This is a genomic window from Brevundimonas sp., assembly GCF_051860745.1.
Lineage (GTDB): Bacteria > Pseudomonadota > Alphaproteobacteria > Caulobacterales > Caulobacteraceae > Brevundimonas.
Map to the genome: position 1 here is coordinate 1 of NZ_JBHYDN010000005.1, position 18,667 is coordinate 18,667.

Sequence of the window (18,667 nt, forward strand, 5' to 3'; positions counted from 1 at the left end):
CGTTGCAGATAGTTCGATTACCCCTTGCCGACGGAGAGCCGTCCACACAGGGTCGGAATCAGGCTTCGGCCTCGCTGCTCGAATGCGACGCTCGCCCCCCCGTTGCAACCCGGCGCTGAGGCGGGCGGAGTCCCCGACCAAAGCGAGCCGGCGCCCGACCCCGTCTCCTCCCTGTCGCGCAGCGATGGGGAGGTGGCGCGGCGCGGCTTCGCGCCGTGACGGAGGGGTGACGACGGCGCCGCCGTCGGCGGATCGCATGCGATCAGGCTCCACCCCTCCACCACGCTTCGCGTGGTCCCCCTCCCCACTGCGTGGCAGGAGACTCAGAGCCCCAGCCTGGCCTTCAGGATGTCATTCACCGCGGCCGGGTTGGCCTTGCCGCCGGTGGCCTTCATGACCTGACCGACGAACCAGCCGAGGGCCTGGGGTTTTTCGGCGACGGCGGCGGCCTTGTCGGGGTTGGCGGCGATGATGTCGTCGATGGCCTTTTCGATGGCGCCGGTGTCCGTGACCTGTTTCAGGCCGTGCTTCTCGACGACCTCGGACGGGCTGCCTTCGCCGTTCCAGACATAGTCAAAGACTTGCTTGGCGATCTTTGACGAGATGACGTCGGTCTCGATCAGTTTGACCAGCTGGGCCAAATGGGCGGCCGGAAGGGTGTTTTCGCTGAAGTCCCTGCCGTCGGCGGCGAGGCGGGCCGAAATCTCATTGGTCACCCAGTTGGATACCAGTTTGGCGTCGCGGCCTTTCGCGGCGGCTTCAAAATAGTCGGCCTTGGCCTGTTCCGAGATCAGGACCACGGCGTCGTATTGCGACAGGCCGTAGTCGGCCATCAGCCGGCGGCGCTTCTCGTCCGGCAGTTCGGGCAAGCTGGCCTTGATGTCGTCGATCCAGGCCTGCTCCAGCTCCAGCGGCAGCAGGTCGGGGTCGGGGAAATAGCGATAGTCCATCGCCTCCTCCTTGGAGCGCATCGAACGGGTCTCGCCGGCCGTGGCGTCGTAGAGGCGGGTCTCCTGCGTGATCTTGCCGCCGTCCTCGAGGATTTCGATCTGGCGCCGGGCCTCGTAGTTGATGGCCTGGGAGATGAAGCGGAACGAGTTGACGTTCTTGATCTCGCAGCGCGTGCCCAGATGGTTGAAGTCGCCGGTCGCCTTGTATTTCGCGTACTGGCCTTCACGGCAGACCGAGACGTTCACGTCGGCGCGCAGATTGCCCTTCTCCATGTCGCCGTCACAGGTGCCCAGATAGATCAGGATGGTCCTGATCTTCTTGACGTAGGCGACCGCCTCTTCCGGCGAACGGATGTCCGGCCGGGAGACGATCTCCATCAGGGCTGTGCCGGCGCGGTTCAGGTCGACGTAGGACTCGGTCGGCGACAGGTCGTGGATCAGCTTGCCCGCGTCCTGTTCCAGATGCAGGCGCTCGATGCCGACGTTGAAGAAGGAGCCGTCCTCGGCCTCGACCTCGACCACGCCCTCGCCGACGATGGGGAAGTAGAGCTGGCTGATCTGATAGCCGGTGGGCAGGTCGGGGTAGAAATAGTTCTTGCGGTCGAACTGGCTGCGTTTGTTGATCTTCGCATTGAGACCGAGGCCGGTGCGGACGGCCTGTTCGACGCAGTATTTGTTCAGCGTCGGCAGCATGCCGGGGAAGCCGGCGTCGATGAGGCTTACCTGCTCATTGGGGCCGGCGCCGAAGCCGACGGCGGCGCCCGAGAACAGCTTGGCCTTCGACGCCACCTGGGCGTGGATCTCCAGCCCCATGACGATTTCCCACGGGCCGGTGCGGCCCTGGATGAGTTTGGTGCTCTCGGTCATGCTCACCACCACTTCTCCGGCTTGGCCACAAACCCCGCCGCGTCTTCCAGCGCGCTGGCGACCTGGAACACGGTCGCTTCGTCCAGCGCCTTGCCGATGACCTGCAGGCCGAGCGGCAGGCCGCCCTTGTCGAGGCCGGCGGGCACCGAAATGCCCGGCAGGCCGGCGAGGTTGGCGGTGACGGTGAAGATGTCGTTCAGATACATCTGGAGCGGATCGATCTGCTTGTCGCCGAGGGCGAAGGCGGCCGAGGGGGTGGAGGGCGTCAATATGGCGTCGACGCGATCCCAGACGGCGTCGAAATCCATGGCGATGCGGCGGCGGACCTTGAGGGCGCGGACGTAGTAGGCGTCGTAGAAGCCGGCCGAGAGGACATAGGCCCCGATGGTCAGGCGGCGCTGGACCTCCTTGCCGAAGCCCTCGGCGCGGCTGGTCTCATAGAGGTCGGTCAGGCTGGTGGTCCCCTCGGCGCGATGGCCGAAGCGCATGCCGTCGTAGCGGGCCAGGTTGGACGAGGCCTCGGCCGGGGCGATGATGTAATAGGCCGGCAGTGCGTACTTCGTGTGCGGCAGGCTGATCGGCACGATCTCGCAGCCCGCGGCCTTGAGCCATTCGATGCCCTGATCCCACAGCGCCTGAATCTCGGCGGGCATGCCGTCGACGACATACTCCTTCGGCACGCCGATGCGCAGGCCCTTGACCGACTTGCCGAGCGATTGGGTCCAGTCGGGGGTTTCGACGTCGAGGCTGGTGGAGTCCTTCGGGTCGAACGAGCACATCGAGCGCAGCAGGAGGGCGGCGTCTTCGACGGTTTTGGTGATCGGCCCTGCCTGATCGAGCGAACTGGCGAAGGCGACCATGCCGAAACGGCTGGCGCGGCCGTAGGTGGGCTTCATGCCGACCGTGCCGGTGAAGGCGGCGGGCTGGCGGATGGAGCCGCCGGTGTCCGAGGCGGTGGCGGCGAGGCACAGGTCGCCGGCGACGGCGGCGGCCGAGCCGCCCGAGCTGCCGCCCGGAGTTAAGTCTGCGTTGGAAGTCGTTGACTTCCATGGGTTGACCACCGGGCCGAAGGCGCTGGTCTCGTTGGACGAGCCCATGGCGAACTCGTCCATGTTGAGCTTGCCGAGCATGACCGCGCCGTCGCGCCACAGGTTCGCCGTGACGGTCGACTCATAGGGCGGGACGAAGCCGCGCAGCATGTTGGAGCCGGCGGTGGTCTGGACGCCGTCGGTGCAGAACAGATCCTTGATGCCCAACGGGGCGCCCTCGAGGGCGCCGCCCTCCCCTTTCGCCAGCCGGGCGTCGGAGGCGCGGGCCATGGAGAGGGCCTTGTCCGTGGTCTGGACGATGAAGGCGTTGAGGCGCGGATTGGCGGCGTCGATATTGGCGACGAAGGCGCGGGTAATTTCCTCGGACGAAAAGTCGCGGGCCTTGAGGCCGTCGAGGGCGGCCTTGAGGGTGAGCCTGGTCAGGTCGGACATTTATTCGACCACCTTGGGCACGACGAAGAAGCCGTCGGCGGAACGCGGGGCGTTGCCGAGCACGTCGGCGACCTTGTTTCCGTCGGTAACGACGTCGTCGCGCAAGCGCATGGGCTGGGCCACGTTGGAGGTCATGGGCTCGATGTCCGTGACGTCGACCTCGTTTAGCTGTTCGATCCAGGCGAGGATGCCGTTCAGCTCCGCGGCGAGCGGCTCCAGTCGGTCTTCCGGGGTCTTGATGCGGGCGAGGTGCGCCACCCGGCGCACGGTCGCGGCGTCGATGGCCATGCGGCCCTCCAAATGCGAAACCAGAACGGGCGGGATTAGCGTTCCAGCCCCGGTTTCACAAGGATTCTGACGCTATTGCGCGGGCGTGACCGTCACGGTCGCCGGGACGGAGCCGTCCGTGGCCAACGCCCAGCCGACGATGACGCGCCGGGTGCGGCTGCCGATCTCGCCCGAGGCCGGGTCCATGGTGCTCTCGTTGAGCTCCAGATCGACCCGGCCCTCGCGTTCCGACAGGACGCGGTAGTCGAGGAAATCGCCGATGCGGAAGACGCGCCAGCCCTCGGCCGGCGAATCAAAGAAGGCGACGTGGGTGTAGAGGCCGTTCATGGCCGGATCGCCGCCGGCCGTGCCGAACAGTTTGACCGTGCGTTCGCCCTGCCGCGTCAGCGGGGTCAGCTCGACCACGGCGGCGGCCCATTGCTGGCCCTCGTCGGCGTCAGGCTGGACGGTCGCGGCGGGGCCGGCGGCTGTCAGGGGCGCGGCGGCGGGGGCGGCCCGTTCGGCGGGTACGGCGGCCTTGCGGCTCTCGACCTGGGCGTCGCAGGCGGCCAGCCCGAGCAGGGCGGCGAGGAAGGTGACAGGCTTCATCGGAGGGTCTCCCATCAACGGCGGCCCCAGCTTGCACTTTGACAGGGCGGCTCGCCAGTCCTACCGCCAAGCCGTGACAGTTCTATCGCTCGAAGACCTCGCCGCCTCCACCCCGCCGGGCACGCCGTGGCTGGGGCTGGATCTGGGCGAGAAGACCATCGGCGTGGCGGTGTCCGACGTCACCCGGATGATCGCCAGCCCGCTGTCGCTGGTCCGCAAGACGAAATTTACCGACGACGCCCATGCGGTGCTCAAGCTGATGGACGGGCGCAAGGCCTCGGGGCTGGTGATCGGACTGCCGCTGAATATGGACGGTAGCGAGGGGCCGCGGGCGCAGTCGTGCCGGGCTTTCGCGCGCAATCTGCAGCGCATCCGGGCGGTGCCCTGCGCCTTTCAGGACGAGCGGTTGTCGACCAGTGCCGTCGAGCGGTTCCTGATCGAGGAGCTGGACCTGAACCGCAAGCGCCGGGCCAATGTGATCGACCGCACCGCCGCCGCCTGGATATTGCAGGGCGCGCTGGACCGGTTGCGGGCGTGAGCGCCCTGCTCACCGGCGTGGCGCCGGTCTTCGCCATGATCGCGCTCGGCTGGGGGCTGAAGAAACGCGACTTCCTGAGCGACGACGGTTGGCGCGCGGTTGAGCGGCTGACCTATTTCGCCTTCTATCCGGCCTTCCTGATCCCGGCGGTGTGGCGCGCGGACTTCGCGGGCGGCGCGGCGGGGCCGGTGGCCATGGCCACGGTGGCGGTGGCCCTGGCGGTGGCCCTGCTGACGGTGCTGGCCAAGCCAATGCTGAGAATCAGCGATCCGGCCTTCACCAGCGTCTTCCAGGGCGTGATCCGCTGGAATGGTTTCGTCTTTCTGCCGGTCGCGGGGGCAGTGTTCGGAGAGGCCGGGCTGGGCGTGGCGGCGGTGGCGTTCGGGGTGCTGGCGCCAGCGCTGAATGTGGTCTGCGTACTGGTGCTGGCGCGATGGGGCGCGGGTCAGGGCGGGGGTTGGCGGCTGGCGCTGTCGTCGCTGGCGAGGAATCCGATCATCTGGGCGTGCGGGATCGGGGCGGCGCTCAATCTGACGGGCGTGCCGAAGCCCGATCTGGTGATGGGAGTGTTCGATCTGATGGGGCCGGGCGCCATCGCGCTGGGGCTGATCACGGCAGGGGCCGGGCTGAGCTTCCGCTATGCGGCGTCGCGGCCGGTGCTGATGCTTACGGTGACGGCGATCAAGCTGATCGTCCTGCCGGTGGGCATGTACTGGCTGACCGGGGTGCTGGGCGGAGACCGGATGGCGCAGGGGCTGGCGCTGCTGGCCGGAGCCTCGCCGGGGGCGGCGGCCTCCTATGTCATGGCGCGGCAGATGGGCGGCGACGCGCCCCTGATGGCGGGGGTCGTGGCCCTGACCACGGTGGTCAGCGCCTTCACCATCCCGATCCTGCTGGCGGTGTTCGGCTATATCTGAACACAGGATGTGAACATGGGCGGCTTCCGTTCCGGCGCGCACGGCCCTATAGGCGGGCCTCGATGAGCAAGCCCGCCGCACTCACCGATCTGATTCTCGAGCGGCTGGCGCCGTTCCCGCACAGCCATTTCCTGTCCGCCGGCGACCTGAACGCAGCGACCACGCCGCCGCTGCTGGATCTGGCCGACGCCTTCGTCGACTTCAATCGCCAGTCGTCGAAGTCGCTGGACCTGATGCGCGGGCGCACGGTCATGAACCTGTTTTTCGAGAATTCGACCCGGACAAGCGCCTCATTCGAGATCGCGGCCAAGCGGCTGGGGGCCGATGTGACGGCGCTGAGCCCGCGCACCTCGTCGACCGCCAAGGGCGAAACCCTGATCGATACGGCGGCGACGCTGAACGCCATGAAGCCCGATGTGCTGGTGGTGCGTCACGGGGCCTCGGGCGCAGCGGCCCTGCTGTCCCAGAAGGTGGGCTGCGCGGTGGTCAACGCCGGGGACGGGCGGCACGAGCATCCGACCCAGGCGTTGCTCGACCTGCTGAGCCTGCGCCGTGCGTTCGGGGACGTGGGCGGGCTGACGGTCGCCATCTGCGGCGACATCGCCCACAGCCGGGTGGCGCGGTCCAATGTGTCGATGCTGTCGATGATGGGCGCGCGGGTGCGCCTGATCGGGCCGCCGACCCTGGTGCCCGGCGACGCCGACCGCTGGGGCTGCGAGGTCTTTCACGACATGCGCGAGGGCCTCAAGGGCTGCGACGTGGTGATGATGCTGCGGCTGCAGCTGGAGCGGATGGAGGGGGCGCTGGTGCCCTCGACCCGTGAATATTTCCGATTCTGGGGCCTCGATCGCGAGAAGCTGTCCTGGGCCAATCCGGGGGCGAAGGTGATGCACCCGGGGCCGATGAACCGCGGGGTCGAGATTGATTCCGACGTGGCCGACGACCTGACCGTCTCCCTGATCCAGGATCAGGTCGAGATGGGCGTGGCGGCCCGGATGGCGGTGCTGGCCGCCCTGTCAGCGCGGCTGGATGGAGACACGCCATGAGCGCGGTCGTTTCATTCCTCCCCCATCGGGGGAGGGGGACCGCGCAGCGGTGGAGGGGGCCAACCCCTGACACCGACTTGTGGACTGGCCCCCTCCACCACCCTTCGGGCGGTCCCCCTCCCCCGATGGGGGAGGAATGCTCATGAGCGCGATCGCCATTCTGAACGCCCGGCTTCTCGACCCGGCTACCGACTATGACGGTCCCGGCGCGGTGCTGGTGGAGGACGGGCGGATCACCGAGGTCGTGCATGGCGGCGGCGCGGCCGCTCCAGCGGGTGTGACGGTCATTGACGCCGGCGGCCTGTGCCTGTCCCCTGGGCTGATCGACATCCGGGTCAAGACCGGCGAGCCGGGCGCCGAGCCGAAGGAGACGCTGAAGTCGGCCAGTCTGTCAGCCGCGGCGGGCGGGGTCACCACCATCGTCATCCAGCCGGACACAGACCCCGCCATCGACGACCCGGCGATGATCGACTTCATCCTGCGGCGCGGCGCGGCCCTGGGGCTGGTCAACGTCCGGGCGGCGGGGGCGGCGACCAAGGCGCGGGACGGCGTGCGCATGGCCGAGATCGGCCTGATGGACGAGGCCGGGGCGCTGTATTTCACGGACGTCGACCGGGTCATCGCCAACACCCGCACCCTGCAGCGGGTGATGAGCTACGCCGCCGCCTTCAACGCACTGATTTCCTGCCGCCCGGCCGATCCCTGGCTGAGCGAGGGCGCGGTAGCGACGAGCGGCGAACTGGCCACCCGTCTGGGACTGGCCTCGGCCCCGGCCATCGCCGAGCGTATCCAGCTGGAGCGGGACCTGGCGCTGGTCGAACAGACCGGGGCGCGCTTCCTCGTGGACCAGATTTCGACCGAGGGTGCGCTGGAGACGCTGGCGCGAGCCCGGGCCCGCGGGCTGGAGGTCGCCGCCTCGGTATCGATCAACCACCTGTGCTTCAACGAGATCGATATCGGGGACTACCGCACCTTCTACCGGCTGGACCCGCCGCTGCGGCCCGAGAGCGACCGGCAGGCGCTGATCGAGGCGGTGCGCGACGGGCTGATCGACGCCATCACCTCGGCCCATGCCCCGGCCCCGGCCGAGGACAAGCGTCGGCCCTTCGCGGAGGCGACGCCGGGCGCGGTCGGGCTGGAGACCCTGCTGCCCGCAGCCCTGAGCCTGCATCATGACGACGGGCTGGAGCTGCTCGATATCCTGCGTCCCCTGACCCAGGGGCCGGCCACCCTGCTCGGGCTGGACGCCGGGGTGCTGGCGACCGGGGCGGCGGCGGACCTGATCCTGTTCGATCCGGGAGCGCCGGTGGTGATCGACGCCGACACGCTGAAGTCCAAGTCCAAGAACTCGCCGTTCGACGGACGCCGATTGCAGGGGAAGGTCTTGCTCACCGTCGTCGGCGGACGCATCGTCCACGACACACGTTAAGAGGGACGAATCACTTGCAGGATCTGATCGGCCCGGCCTTGGGGACGCTCGCGCTCGCAGCGGTGGGCGGATACCTGCTGGGCTCCATCCCGTTCGGAGTGATCCTGACCCGACTGGTGACAGGCGAGGATGTGCGCAGTATCGGCTCGGGCAACATCGGCGCCACCAACGTCCTGCGGACGGGGCGCAAGGATCTGGCCTTCGCGACCTTGATACTCGACGCCGGCAAGGGCGCGGCGGCTTTCCTGATCGCTCAGACCCTGTTTCCCGGCGTGCCGGCCATCGCCGCCGTCGCCGGCGGTGCGGCCTTCCTCGGCCACCTGTTCCCCGTCTGGCTCGGCTTCAAGGGCGGCAAGGGGGTGGCGACCTTCTTCGGGTTGCTGCTGGCTGCTGCCTGGCCGCTGGGCCTGCTGGCGGGGGCGACCTGGCTTACCGTGGCGGCCCTGTTCCGGATGTCTTCGCTGGCCGCCCTCGTCGCGGCGGTCGCGGCGCCGGTCTACGCGGTACTTCCGGTGGAGGCCCTGGGCTTGCCGACGGCTCGCCCGGTGTTCGTGCTGGCCCTCGTCACCGCCGCCCTGATCTGGCTGCGTCACCACGAGAACATCGGCCGAATCCTGAAGGGGGCCGAACCCCGGATTGGCGCGAAGAAGGGGTGACCCTCCCCGACGCAGAGCGTTTCGCGCGCCTGCGACTGGCGCGGACCGACCAGGTCGGTCCCGTGACGTTTCGACAGCTGCTGGAACGGTTCGGCTCAGCGGAGCGCGCCCTGGAAGCCTTGCCCGACCTGATCCGGCGCGGTGGCGGTCACGGGCACGCCGTGTCCCCGGTTGAACGGATAGAGGCCGAGATGGAGGCGGGCGAGCGCGCCGGGGCCCGGCTGATCGTGCTGGGCGACACCGACTATCCCGACATGCTGGCAGCCGTCGATCCGCCCCCGCCGCTGCTGTGGACCCTGGGCGACGCCGCGCTGATGGCGCGGCCGTGTATCGCCGTGGTCGGCGCCCGCATCGCCTCGGCGGGCGGGCAGAGAATCGCGCGTGGCCTCTCGCAGCAGCTGGGCGAGGCGGGCTATATCGTGGTCTCGGGATTGGCGCGCGGGATCGACGGGGCGGCTCATACCGGGGCCCTGCCGACCGGGACCGTGGCGGTGCTGGGCGGCGGCGTGGACGACATCTATCCACCCGACAACGCCGACCTCTATGCGCAGATCGTCGAACGAGGCTGCGTGGTCTCGGAGAGCCCGATGGGCGCGCGGGCGCAGGCGAAGGACTTCCCGCGCCGCAACCGGATCATCTCAGGCCTGTCGCGGGGTGTGATCGTAGTCGAGGCGGAGCTAAGGTCCGGCTCATTGATCACCGCCCGGCTGGCCGGCGAGCAGGGCCGGGACGTCTTCGCCGTGCCGGGATCGCCTCTGGACCCGCGATCGCGGGGACCCAATGAACTGCTGCGGCAGGGCGCCATATTGTGTGAGGGGCCGGAGGATGTGGAGCGGGCCTTCTCGACCCTGCGAACACTGCGCGAACCCGGACCGGACAATCCCTTCGACGGCGCGCCGGACGAGATCGAGGCGGCGCTGATCGAGCGGGTCGCCGCCCTGTTGTCGCCCACGCCGACGCCGCGCGATGAACTGGCCCGGGCGTTGGGTCTGCCGATCGGGACTGTGGCGGCGGCGCTGCTTGAACTCAATCTGATGGGGCGTGCCGAGCTGCTGGCGGGCGGTCTGGCCGCCGCCCGGTCGCCCTGATTTCCACGCCCGATTGACAGCGGCGCTCGCGCCAACCACGTTCCGCCCCCTTTCCGAGCCCGCGCAAGGCCCCCTCCCCGCATGAACCTCGTCGTTGTCGAGAGCCCCGCAAAGGCCAAGACCATCAACAAATACCTGGGCCCGGACTTCACTGTCCTGGCGTCCTATGGCCACGTCCGCGACCTGCCGTCGAAGGACGGCTCGGTCCTGCCGGACGACGATTTCGCCATGAGCTGGGAGGTCGACGCCCGCGCCTCCAAGCGGATGTCCGAGATCGCCGAAGCCGCCAAGAAGGCCGACCGGGTCATTCTGGCCACCGACCCCGACCGCGAAGGCGAGGCGATCAGCTGGCACGTGCTGGAGATACTGACCAAGAAGAAGGCGCTCAAGGACACTGCGGTCGAACGGGTCACCTTCAACGCCATCACCAAGTCCGCCGTGCTGGAGGCGATGGCCAATCCGCGCCAGCTCGACATGGAGCTGGTCGAGGCCTATCTGGCGCGCCGCGCGCTGGACTATCTGGTGGGTTTCACCCTGTCGCCGGTGCTGTGGCGCAAGCTGCCGGGCGCGCGTTCGGCCGGTCGGGTGCAGTCGGTCGCCCTGCGCATCGTGGTCGACCGCGAGCTGGAGATCGAGGCGTTCCGGGCCCAGGAATACTGGTCGGTCGAGGCCGATCTGGCCGCCGACAGCCCGCCCTTCACGACCCGGCTGGTCAAACACGCTGGCAAGCGGGTGCAGCGCCTCGACATCACCTCCGAGGCCATGGCCAACGCCGCGCGCGACGCGATCAAGGCCGGCAGTTTCACCATCCGGTCGATCGAGAAGAAGCCGGTCAAACGCAGCCCCTCGCCGCCCTTCACCACCTCGACCCTGCAGCAAGAGGCCGCGCGCAAGCTGGGCTTCACGGCCCAGCGGACCATGCAGGCGGCGCAGAAACTGTATGAGGGCGTCGACGATACGGGCGGCCTGATCACCTATATGCGGACCGACGGCCTGTCGGTGAGTCCCGAGGGGATCGCCCAGGCGCGCGAGGTCATCACCGATCGGTTCGGTCCGGCCTACGTTCCGGAACAACCTCGATATTACAAGACCAAGATCAAGAATGCTCAGGAGGCGCACGAGGCAATTCGACCGACCAACCTGACGCGCCACCCCGACAGTCTGCGGCTCGAGGGCGACCTGTCCCGGCTGTATGAGCTGATCTGGAAGCGGATGATCGCCAGCCAGATGGAGTCCGCCCGGCTGGACCGGACCACGGTCGACGTGGAGACGCCGGACGGCCAGACCGGCCTGCGCGCCACCGGTCAGGTGGTCGCCTTCGACGGCTTCATCGCCGTCTATGAAGAGGGCCGCGACGACAAGCCCAAGGACGGCGTCGACGACGAGGACGACACCACCCGCCTGCCCGCGCTGAAGGAAGGCGCCGTGGCGAAGGTCGAGGCCATCCGCACCGACCAGCATTTCACCGAGCCGCCGCCGCGCTTCTCGGAAGCGACCCTGGTCAAGAAGCTGGAAGAACTGGGCATTGGCCGGCCATCGACCTACGCCTCGATCCTGACCACCCTGCGCGACCGGGAATATGTCCGCATGGACAAGAACCGGTTCATTCCCGAGGACAATGGCCGGCTGGTCACGGCCTTCCTCGAGCAGTTCTTCACCCAGTGGGTCGAGTACGACTTCACCGCCGCGCTGGAGACCCGGCTGGACGAGGTCTCGGCCGGTGACCTCGACTGGAAGGTCGTGCTGCGGGACTTCTGGAGCCAGCTGAAGCCGGCGACGGACGCCGTCACCGCCCGTCAGGGCGTGATCGACGAGCTGGACGAGGCCATCGGGCCCTTCCTGTTCCCGGACAAGGGCGACGGCGCCGACGCGCGGCTGTGTCCGCTGTGCAAGACTGGGCGGCTGCATCTGAAGGCCAGTTTCAAGATGAAGTCGTCCTTCATCGGCTGCTCAAACTATCCCGAATGCCGCTACACGCGCGGCTTCGGCGCCGCGACGGGCGTCGACGACGGCGGCGACCGCGATCTCGGGATCGACCCTGTGACCGGCGCGCCGGTGGCGCTGAAGATCGGGCGGTTCGGCCCCTATGTGGAGACGACGGTCCCCGGCGAGGAGAAGCCGAAGCGGTCGTCCCTGCCCAAGGGCTGGTCGCCCGCGACCCTGGCGCTGGAACAGGCGCTGCGCCTGCTGGCCCTGCCGCGCGAGGTCGGAATTCATCCGGAGGACGGCAAGCCGATCTCGGCGGGTCTGGGCCGCTATGGCCCGTTCGTGCTGCATGCAGGGACCTACGCCAATGTCGCCGATATCGACGAGGTGTTCGACATCGGCCTGAACCGCGCGGTCGTGCTGCTGGCCGAGAAGCGGGCGGGCAAGTTCGCGGGACGCGGGGCGGCCACGGCGCCGTTGAAGGATCTCGGCGCCCACCCGGAGACGGGCGAGCCGGTGCACGTCATGGCCGGGAGGTTCGGCCCTTATGTGAAGTCGGGCAAGATCAACGCCACCCTTCCCAAGGGCACGACGCCCGAAGACCTGACGATGGAGCAGGCCCTGCCGCTGCTGGCCGCCCGCGCGGCGGCCGCGCCGGCCAAGGGCAAGAAGGCTCCGGCGAAGAAGGCGGCTCCGAAGGCGGCGGCGAAGAAGCCCGCTGCGAAGAAACCTGCCGCCAAGAAGAAGCCGGCCGCAAAGAAGGCCTAGGCCTGGGGCTTCAGCAGCCGGTCGCGCGCCGCGTTGAGGCGGGAGGCGAGGCCTTCCGTGCCGCCCTGATCGGGATGTGCGCGGCCCATCAGCCGTTTCCAGGCGGTGTTGATCTCCTGCGGCGTGGCGCCGGCGGCGACGCCGAGCAGCGACCGGGCCTCGGCCTCGCTCATGGCCTCCGAGCGCGGCGCCACGACGCGCTGGCGCGAGGCGACGGTCAGCCACAGGCCCGCGCCGATCAGGCCGGCGGCCGGGAGCCAGGCGCCGCGGAAGGCCACGAGCGCGCCGGCGCCGATCAGCGCCGCGCTGAACAGGGTGGCGGCGACCCGCCATTGGGCCCGGCCGCGACGCTCGCTGTGACGGCCCAGACGGATCAGGGCCCAGACCGCGATAGCCGCCAGGACCAGCCAGGCGAGGTTCAAGGGGTCACGCCGCCGCGTCCAGCCGGGCGTCGAGCGCCGCGCCGTCCAGCCCCAGGGCCAGCATCAGATTGCGCAGTTCCTGCCGCGCCGCGACATGGGCCAGGGAGACGGCGACCGGGCGAACCTCATTGGACAGATCAGCCACGGTCAGGCCGAAGGGGAAGAGCTCGCGATAGATGACCCGGTCGCGCAGGCCGGGGCCGATGCGGAAGCCGACACGGCGCGCCAGCTTCTCCATCCGTTCCTCGAGCCGCTGCCGGTTTCGTGCGGCCGCGACGGCCATGCGGTTCACCACCACGATCCAGTCGATCGCCGCGTGGCGACCCTCCGCGATCGCCCGGTGCTTGCGGGCCTCCCAGACGCTCTCGGAATAGATCGAGGGCTTGAGCAGTTCGAGCGTCACCGGATCGATCTGACCCAGCAGGTCGAAATCCACGAAGCTGTCGTTCATCGGGGTGACGATCTGGTCGGCGAGGCCGTGGGCGGTGCGCGACAGCAGCGTGTCGCCGCCGGGGGTGTCGATCAGGATGATGTCGGCCTCGGCACGGGCCTGGGCGAACGCGGCCTGAAAACGGGCCAGCTGTTCCTGCTCGTCGGCCTTCGCCAGCGCCTTGCCGTCGCCCATGTCGGGCTCGACCGGCATCGGCAGGACCTGATTGTTGCCGGCCATCCAGGCGGCGCGATTGGCGAAGAATTTGGCCATCGACCGCTGGCGCAGGTCCAGGTCGATGATGGCGACCCTCCGGCCCGCATGCAGCAGACCGCAGACGATATGGATGGCGAGGGTGGACTTGCCCGCTCCGCCTTTTTCGTTGCCGACGACGATGACCGCAGGGTCAGCCATGGATGTTCACGCCTTTCAGGCGGCCGCCGACTCAGACACGCGACCGCGACTTGGCAGAATCGCGTCCGCGGGCGCGGACGTCAACGACAGGATGGGCGGCGGCTGTGGATGCGCGGGTCAGGCGACCCGATTGCACCAGGGATCATCAATGCCCGCGGCGGCGCAGACGGCGGCGGCGCCGGCGGCGGGGGCCGTGACCTTGAGCCGGGTCAGGCGGCGGCCGCCGACCTCGACGCCCTCATAGACCGGCGACAGGCCGTTCAAAGCCCAGGCGGCCTCGCCGGACTTGAGCCGGGACCAGGCCGACCGGGCGGCGGCCTCGCTGGAATAGGCGCCGAGCTGGACCAGACCCCGGCTGGCGCGGGGCGTGGCCGAGCGGGAGGACGGCAGGGCGGGACGCAGGCCGGCGCGCGACGAGGCCGCGTCGATACGGGCGGATACCTGTTGCACCACGGCGTCGGCCACGGCGGGAGCCGCGGCGGCGACCAGTCGGGAAGCGGCGCGTTCGCCGGCGCCGTCCAGTCCGTCACGGGCGTCCCAGAGCGCATGAGGATCCATGACCTCGACACGCAGCGCCGGGCGCAGGCCCGCGTTCGCGGCGGTACGGGGTGGGGCAGCCGCGGCGCGCTTGCCGCCCACGTCGATGGCGGCGACGGAGTTGGCGAGATTCTCGAACCGGTGCGGATCACTGTCGATCATGCCGCAGGCGTTCAGGCCGACGGCCGCGACAAGCGCAACGACTGGACGAAGGATGCGGCTGGGCGTCATAAGCCGACACTGGCACGGCAGGATTTGCCGCCCCGTTCACAAGCAGGCTTAAGCCGAAGGGTTAATCCGTTCATCATGGCCGAGACTGACGCCCTTCCCGTGGTCCGCAGCGTGGCGGCGCTGCGCGAGACCGTACGCGGTTGGCGGCGGCAAGGGTTTACTGTCGGCTTCGTGCCGACCATGGGCGCGCTGCACGAAGGCCACCTGACGCTGGTGCGCGAGGCGGGCCAGAGGGCGGACCGGATCGTGGCCAGCGTCTTCGTCAACCCGACCCAGTTCGCCGCCCACGAGGATCTCGGAACCTATCCCCGGCAGGAGGCGCGGGACGCTGAACTGCTGGCGGGAGCGGGCTGCGACCTGCTGTTCGCGCCGTCGGTGGAAGAGATGTATCCGGCGGGCGCCACCACCACCATCAGCGTCGGCGGACCGGCCGACGGGCTGGAAGGCGAGTTCCGGCCGCAGATGTTCGGCGGCGTGGCCCTGGTGGTCACCAAGCTGTTGAATCAGGTGCAGGCGGACGTGGCCGTGTTCGGCGAGAAGGACTGGCAGCAGTTGATGGTCGTGCGGCGGCTGGTGCGCGACCTCGACATTCCCACCGAGATCGTCGGATCGCCGACGATGCGGGACGGTCACGGCCTGGCCCTGTCCTCGCGCAACGCCTACCTGTCCGAAGCGGAGCTTGAGATCGCCCGGCAGCTGAACGGCGTGCTCGCCGAGGCCGGGGCGGCGGCCGCGTCCGGAGCTTCGCTGGACGTCGTCGAGCAGGATGCGCGGGAGGCCCTGCTGAGGGCCGGCTTCAGCCATGTCGACTATGTCGCCGTCCGCCGCGCCGAGGATCTGGCCGCCTTCGAGGATGGTGTGGCCGACGCGGCGGGGCGTGTTCTGGCAGCCGCCTGGCTGGGCCGGACCCGGCTGATCGACAATATGGCGGTCGCCCCGCCGTCCTGACGCGCCGCGTCAGGCCAGTTTGAGGTCCATGGCGCCGCCGATCCATTCAATGCGCGAACGTCGGCGGGCCTCGGCGGCGGCGTCCCCATTTCCCAGAGCCGCTTCAGCCTCGGCCAGGACGTAATAGCTGTAGGGATCGCTGGGCCAGTCCTCGATCAGCTCCAGAATCTTGGCGCGGGCGCCGGCGGCGTCGCCTTTCAGCAGCAGGGCCGCGGCGAGGCTGCGGCGGGTCGGGTACCAGACGATGGGCGGGTCGCCGCCCTCCTCGCCCTGACCCTGAATCGCCGCCGCGCGGGTGAAGGCGGCGATGGCCGCATCGGCATCGCCCGCGATCATCGCGGCACGGCCCTCGAGCACCCGCTGGGACAGTTCGGTGAAATCGCGCCGCTCGCTGGCCATCGGGCCCGAGGCGAAGGCCGGATCGGCGCGGAGGGTCTCGATCGCCTCGACCTCTGCGCGCACGCCCGCGGCGTCGCCCGCCCGGGCCGCCGCCTCGCCCCGCGCATAGCGCCAGCTGACGCGCAGCATCGGATGGGTGGCCGCCGGCTCCGGCAGGGCCGCGACCTGTTCCGGCGATCCGAACCGGCCGTAGTTGGCATAGGCGTTGTTGGCGACCATCTGGCGCCACATGTTGTCCGCCGGAATGTCCGGAAACGTGGCCAGGAACCACCCGGCCAGCTTCAGGCCTTCTTCGCCTCCGCCCGCCATCAGGGCGCCGCCCATGCCGAAATGGATGTTGTGACCGTGCAGCGGCATTCCGGGCACGCCGCCCGGCGGGCGGGCCAGACTGTCGTATTGCTGGTCCAGCGCCACGGCGTTGACGTTGGACATCATGGCGTCCCGGTAGCGGCCGACGCGATAGAAGGTGTGCGACGGCATATGCACCAGATGACTGGCGCCGGGCGCCAGCGACGCCAGCCGTTCGCCGTAGGGGATGGCCTTGTGCGGGTCGTCGGACCATTCGGTCAGGTGGATGTAGAGGTGGATCGCGCCGGGATCGTTCGGCGCCGTCGCCAGCGCCTGCTCCAGTATTCCCATGGCGCGGGTGATGCCCGGGTCCTTCGCCTTGCCATCGTCGTCCCACCATTCGTCGGCCTTCAACATCCAGGCGTCGGCGGTGATGGCCGCGACGGTGATGTCTGACGGATTGCGGCGGGCGATCCGGTCCATGGCCAGGGCGAAGCGCCGGTCGCGTGATCCCTTCAGACCCGAATAGCGCTGGACCATCGCATTGATCATCTGGCGCTGCATGGGCGTGGCGTGGCGGGCCAGCCGGCGGGCTTCGCGCGCGGCCTTCAGGGCGGCGGACTGGCTGTCGTCGTCATTGCCGCCGCCGTTCAGATTGGGGCCGAGCGCCCAGGCCTCGCCCCAGGCGCACATGCCGCAGGTCGGATCGAGCAGGCGCGCCTTTCGGAAGGCCCGCACCGATTCCTTGTGCTCGAACGCCCAGCGCAGCCGGACGCCGTGATTGAACCATGCCTGGGCCTCGGGGACGGTTGTGTCGACGGCGAAGCCGCCGGTTCCGAAGCCCTCGACCATGACCATGTCGGCGACCGGCGTACCGGTATTGGCCGAGACCGCGGGGCCGCAGATCTGGGGTCGCTCGATCCGGTCCAGCGCGGCGCGCTCGGCGGTTGCGTCAGCGACGGCGGCGGGGCCGATCAGCGAAACCGTCAGGGCGACGCCCGCCATCAGAATTGTGCGCATGAACGGGGCCTCCCCGCCCTCGCAGCTACCTTGTCGCGAAAGGCCACGTTCGCCAAGGGCGGGATCAGCCGCAGTCCACGCCCTCGATGATCCCTGTGGCCTCGTTGAACCGAACGTTCAGACGATCTGGCCGCAAGTCCTTGGTGGTCGGACATGTGGTGCAGACGATCCGGACATTGGCGCCTTGCGGGAAGGACACCGCGCCGACATGCGTGCCGATCAGCGAGCGAGCGGCCGCCGCATCGCAGCGCTGCGCAATCGGCATATGGTGCGGCGCCGGCTCGACCGGCGCGCAGGCCGCCAGCACCAGACCGGACGCGGCCATGATCAGAGTCCTCATCCGCATTTGACCTCGCGGATCACGCCGGTGGACTCGTCGAACAGGATGTTCAGGCGGCGGGGGCTGTAGTCCATGGTCACCGGACAGGTGGTGCAGGTCACGCGCCAGACCTCGTCAGCCGGCCGCGCGGGAAGATCCGAACGGTTGCGACCGATGTAGCGCTGGTACTGCTCAGCCTTGCATTGAGTGGGGCCGTCTTCTGGCGGCATCGGGGGCGGGTAACCGGCGTCAACTGGCGCGCAGCCCGCGACCAGCAGGGCCGTGGCGGCAAAGCTGAGGGACAGGATTTTCATCGGCGTCGTCTCCCGTGATTGGCTCAACCGCAGCGGACCTGTTCGACGATTTCGGTCCGTTCGTTGAAGAAGATGTTCAGGCGGTGGGGCGAATAGTCCTCGGTGATCGGGCAGGTCGTGCAGGTGACGCGACGGTTCACGACATCGACCGGAACGGGAATCTCAGTCTTTGGTTTCCCGACCAGCCATTGCAACTCGCCCGCCCCACACACGTCGGCAGTGGGATTGGAGGAGCGCGAGCCCGTCGGCTGATTGATCTGGGCTTCCTCGATCGCACGCGGAGCCGAGGCGTCAGACGCGGGCGTGGAACAGGCCGCGAGGGCCAGAAGCGCGATCAGGCCGCCTTTTCCCAGCGCCCTTCCGGAGACTGTTTCCAGTAGGCCAGTTCGGCGCCCTGATCCTTCAGCGTCTTCCACCGGACCCGTGCTCCCGTCAGCGCCGTCTCGTCCCGTCCGTCGAAGATGATGAAGCATCGCTCGAAGCCTTTCGTGTCGCCCAGTTCTGAGCCGTCCACAATGAACAGCGCCTGAGCGCCGTTCGGGTTCTCATGCGATTCGGTCAGCAGGATGGGCTGGCGCGCCGCCTCGGGCCCGGACGCCCGGCCGTGCGCCAGGAAGCTGTCGTCGCGATAGGTCCACAGGCGCTCGTCGATATCGTCGAGCAAACGGGCGTCGGCGGCGCGCACCAGCGCCCGCCACCCCCGCCCACGCGTCTTCTCCATCAGGCCGGGCAGCACCTGTTCCAGGGTCGACCGCTCGAGGTGGTAGAACCAGATTTCCGGTTTAGGGTCAGACACCCGATCC

The 18,667-nt window shown here is 69.0% G+C and carries 19 protein-coding genes; 8 read left to right on the forward strand and 11 right to left on the reverse strand.

Translation table 11 applies throughout. The annotated features are described in order from the left end of the window. Positions 1-323: 323 nt before the first annotated feature. The 4 genes from gatB to ACTIEW_RS07570 all read right to left on the reverse strand — a co-directional run bounded on the left by gatB (position 324) and on the right by ACTIEW_RS07570 (position 4,174). Positions 324-1,817, reverse strand: coding sequence for an Asp-tRNA(Asn)/Glu-tRNA(Gln) amidotransferase subunit GatB (gene gatB, locus ACTIEW_RS07555; protein ID WP_439477299.1), 1,494 nt, complete (start codon positions 1,815-1,817; stop codon positions 324-326). Positions 1,818-1,819: 2 nt separating this feature from the next. Continuing rightward, the gene (gatA, locus tag ACTIEW_RS07560; protein ID WP_439477300.1) at positions 1,820-3,298 is read right to left on the reverse strand and encodes an Asp-tRNA(Asn)/Glu-tRNA(Gln) amidotransferase subunit GatA; all 1,479 of its coding nucleotides are present in this window, start codon (positions 3,296-3,298) and stop codon (positions 1,820-1,822) included. Further along, positions 3,299-3,586, reverse strand: coding sequence for an Asp-tRNA(Asn)/Glu-tRNA(Gln) amidotransferase subunit GatC (gene gatC, locus ACTIEW_RS07565; protein ID WP_439477301.1), 288 nt, complete (start codon positions 3,584-3,586; stop codon positions 3,299-3,301). It abuts the gene before it with no gap. Positions 3,587-3,658: 72 nt separating this feature from the next. Further along, positions 3,659-4,174, reverse strand: coding sequence for a hypothetical protein (locus ACTIEW_RS07570; RefSeq protein WP_439477302.1), 516 nt, complete (start codon positions 4,172-4,174; stop codon positions 3,659-3,661). Between the two features lie 73 nt (positions 4,175-4,247). On the opposite strand from ACTIEW_RS07570, the gene ruvX reads away from it, so the two are divergent. The 7 genes from ruvX to topA all read left to right on the forward strand — a co-directional run bounded on the left by ruvX (position 4,248) and on the right by topA (position 12,542). Further along, positions 4,248-4,712, forward strand: coding sequence for a Holliday junction resolvase RuvX (ruvX, locus tag ACTIEW_RS07575; RefSeq protein WP_305304435.1), 465 nt, complete (start codon positions 4,248-4,250; stop codon positions 4,710-4,712). Continuing rightward, on the forward strand, positions 4,709-5,629 hold the full coding sequence (locus ACTIEW_RS07580) for an AEC family transporter (RefSeq protein WP_439477303.1): 921 nt from the start codon (positions 4,709-4,711) through the stop codon (positions 5,627-5,629). Before ruvX ends, ACTIEW_RS07580 begins: the two co-directional genes overlap by 4 nt. A gap of 62 nt (positions 5,630-5,691) precedes the next feature. Continuing rightward, positions 5,692-6,675: an aspartate carbamoyltransferase catalytic subunit gene (locus tag ACTIEW_RS07585; RefSeq protein WP_439477304.1), complete on the forward strand. Its 984-nt coding sequence runs from the start codon at positions 5,692-5,694 to the stop codon at positions 6,673-6,675. A gap of 142 nt (positions 6,676-6,817) precedes the next feature. Then, positions 6,818-8,104, forward strand: a complete 1,287-nt coding sequence (gene pyrC, locus ACTIEW_RS07590) for a dihydroorotase (protein ID WP_439477305.1) — start codon at positions 6,818-6,820, stop codon at positions 8,102-8,104. 14 nt (positions 8,105-8,118) lie between these two features. After that, on the forward strand, positions 8,119-8,760 hold the full coding sequence (gene plsY, locus ACTIEW_RS07595) for a glycerol-3-phosphate 1-O-acyltransferase PlsY (RefSeq protein ID WP_439477306.1): 642 nt from the start codon (positions 8,119-8,121) through the stop codon (positions 8,758-8,760). Next, a complete protein-coding gene (gene dprA, locus ACTIEW_RS07600; RefSeq protein ID WP_439477307.1) occupies positions 8,757-9,848 on the forward strand; it encodes a DNA-processing protein DprA in 1,092 nt (363 codons plus the stop codon). The genes plsY and dprA overlap by 4 nt, the downstream gene beginning before the upstream one ends. A gap of 81 nt (positions 9,849-9,929) precedes the next feature. Next, a complete protein-coding gene (gene topA / locus ACTIEW_RS07605; RefSeq protein ID WP_439477308.1) occupies positions 9,930-12,542 on the forward strand; it encodes a type I DNA topoisomerase in 2,613 nt (870 codons plus the stop codon). Here topA and ACTIEW_RS07610 read toward each other — a convergent pair. From ACTIEW_RS07610 to ACTIEW_RS07620, 3 genes are all read right to left on the reverse strand, one after another. Next, entirely contained in the window at positions 12,539-12,964 is a 426-nt protein-coding gene (locus ACTIEW_RS07610) for a molecular chaperone DnaJ (RefSeq protein WP_439477309.1), read from the reverse strand. The genes topA and ACTIEW_RS07610 overlap by 4 nt on opposite strands. A 4-nt stretch (positions 12,965-12,968) precedes the next feature. Continuing rightward, on the reverse strand, positions 12,969-13,808 hold the full coding sequence (locus tag ACTIEW_RS07615) for a division plane positioning ATPase MipZ (RefSeq protein ID WP_439477310.1): 840 nt from the start codon (positions 13,806-13,808) through the stop codon (positions 12,969-12,971). A gap of 117 nt (positions 13,809-13,925) precedes the next feature. Further along, complete coding sequence (locus ACTIEW_RS07620; RefSeq protein ID WP_439477311.1) at positions 13,926-14,507, reverse strand: SPOR domain-containing protein; 582 nt, start codon at positions 14,505-14,507, stop codon at positions 13,926-13,928. Between the two features lie 144 nt (positions 14,508-14,651). Here ACTIEW_RS07620 and panC point away from each other — a divergent pair, with 144 nt between their 5' ends. Beyond that, positions 14,652-15,524 (forward strand): pantoate--beta-alanine ligase, encoded by an 873-nt coding sequence (gene panC, locus ACTIEW_RS07625; RefSeq protein ID WP_439477312.1) that lies wholly within the window; start codon positions 14,652-14,654, stop codon positions 15,522-15,524. A 9-nt stretch (positions 15,525-15,533) separates the two neighbouring features. Here the strand turns inward: panC and ACTIEW_RS07630 are convergent, their stop codons facing one another. The 4 genes from ACTIEW_RS07630 to ACTIEW_RS07645 all read right to left on the reverse strand — a co-directional run bounded on the left by ACTIEW_RS07630 (position 15,534) and on the right by ACTIEW_RS07645 (position 18,660). Beyond that, positions 15,534-17,231: a hypothetical protein gene (locus ACTIEW_RS07630; RefSeq protein ID WP_439477313.1), complete on the reverse strand. Its 1,698-nt coding sequence runs from the start codon at positions 17,229-17,231 to the stop codon at positions 15,534-15,536. A gap of 64 nt (positions 17,232-17,295) precedes the next feature. After that, positions 17,296-17,571, reverse strand: a complete 276-nt coding sequence (locus ACTIEW_RS07635) for a hypothetical protein (protein ID WP_439477314.1) — start codon at positions 17,569-17,571, stop codon at positions 17,296-17,298. After that, positions 17,568-17,864 carry an I78 family peptidase inhibitor gene (locus tag ACTIEW_RS07640; RefSeq protein WP_439477315.1) on the reverse strand — a complete coding sequence of 99 codons (297 nt, stop codon included), beginning with the start codon at positions 17,862-17,864 and terminating at the stop codon, positions 17,568-17,570. The genes ACTIEW_RS07635 and ACTIEW_RS07640 overlap by 4 nt, the downstream gene beginning before the upstream one ends. Before the next feature lie 334 nt (positions 17,865-18,198). Further along, a complete protein-coding gene (locus ACTIEW_RS07645) occupies positions 18,199-18,660 on the reverse strand; it encodes a DNA polymerase III subunit chi (RefSeq protein ID WP_439477316.1) in 462 nt (153 codons plus the stop codon). Positions 18,661-18,667 lie beyond the last annotated feature (7 nt).

Bases quoted from the DNA above. Each gene is read 5' to 3' on its own strand.
- ACTIEW_RS07615 (WP_439477310.1), bottom strand. From the start codon at position 13,808: ATGGCTGACCCTGCGGTCATCGTCGTCGGCAACGAAAAAGGCGGAGCG.
- gatC (WP_439477301.1), bottom strand. From the start codon at position 3,586: ATGGCCATCGACGCCGCGACCGTGCGCCGGGTGGCGCACCTCGCCCGC.
- ACTIEW_RS07620 (WP_439477311.1), bottom strand. From the start codon at position 14,507: ATGATCGACAGTGATCCGCACCGGTTCGAGAATCTCGCCAACTCCGTC.
- ACTIEW_RS07570 (WP_439477302.1), bottom strand. From the start codon at position 4,174: ATGAAGCCTGTCACCTTCCTCGCCGCCCTGCTCGGGCTGGCCGCCTGC.
- ACTIEW_RS07640 (WP_439477315.1), bottom strand. From the start codon at position 17,864: ATGAAAATCCTGTCCCTCAGCTTTGCCGCCACGGCCCTGCTGGTCGCG.
- topA (WP_439477308.1), top strand. From the start codon at position 9,930: ATGAACCTCGTCGTTGTCGAGAGCCCCGCAAAGGCCAAGACCATCAAC.
- ACTIEW_RS07630 (WP_439477313.1), bottom strand. From the start codon at position 17,231: ATGCGCACAATTCTGATGGCGGGCGTCGCCCTGACGGTTTCGCTGATC.
- pyrC (WP_439477305.1), top strand. From the start codon at position 6,818: ATGAGCGCGATCGCCATTCTGAACGCCCGGCTTCTCGACCCGGCTACC.
- gatB (WP_439477299.1), bottom strand. From the start codon at position 1,817: ATGACCGAGAGCACCAAACTCATCCAGGGCCGCACCGGCCCGTGGGAA.
- panC (WP_439477312.1), top strand. From the start codon at position 14,652: ATGGCCGAGACTGACGCCCTTCCCGTGGTCCGCAGCGTGGCGGCGCTG.
- ACTIEW_RS07635 (WP_439477314.1), bottom strand. From the start codon at position 17,571: ATGAGGACTCTGATCATGGCCGCGTCCGGTCTGGTGCTGGCGGCCTGC.
- ACTIEW_RS07585 (WP_439477304.1), top strand. From the start codon at position 5,692: ATGAGCAAGCCCGCCGCACTCACCGATCTGATTCTCGAGCGGCTGGCG.
- gatA (WP_439477300.1), bottom strand. From the start codon at position 3,298: ATGTCCGACCTGACCAGGCTCACCCTCAAGGCCGCCCTCGACGGCCTC.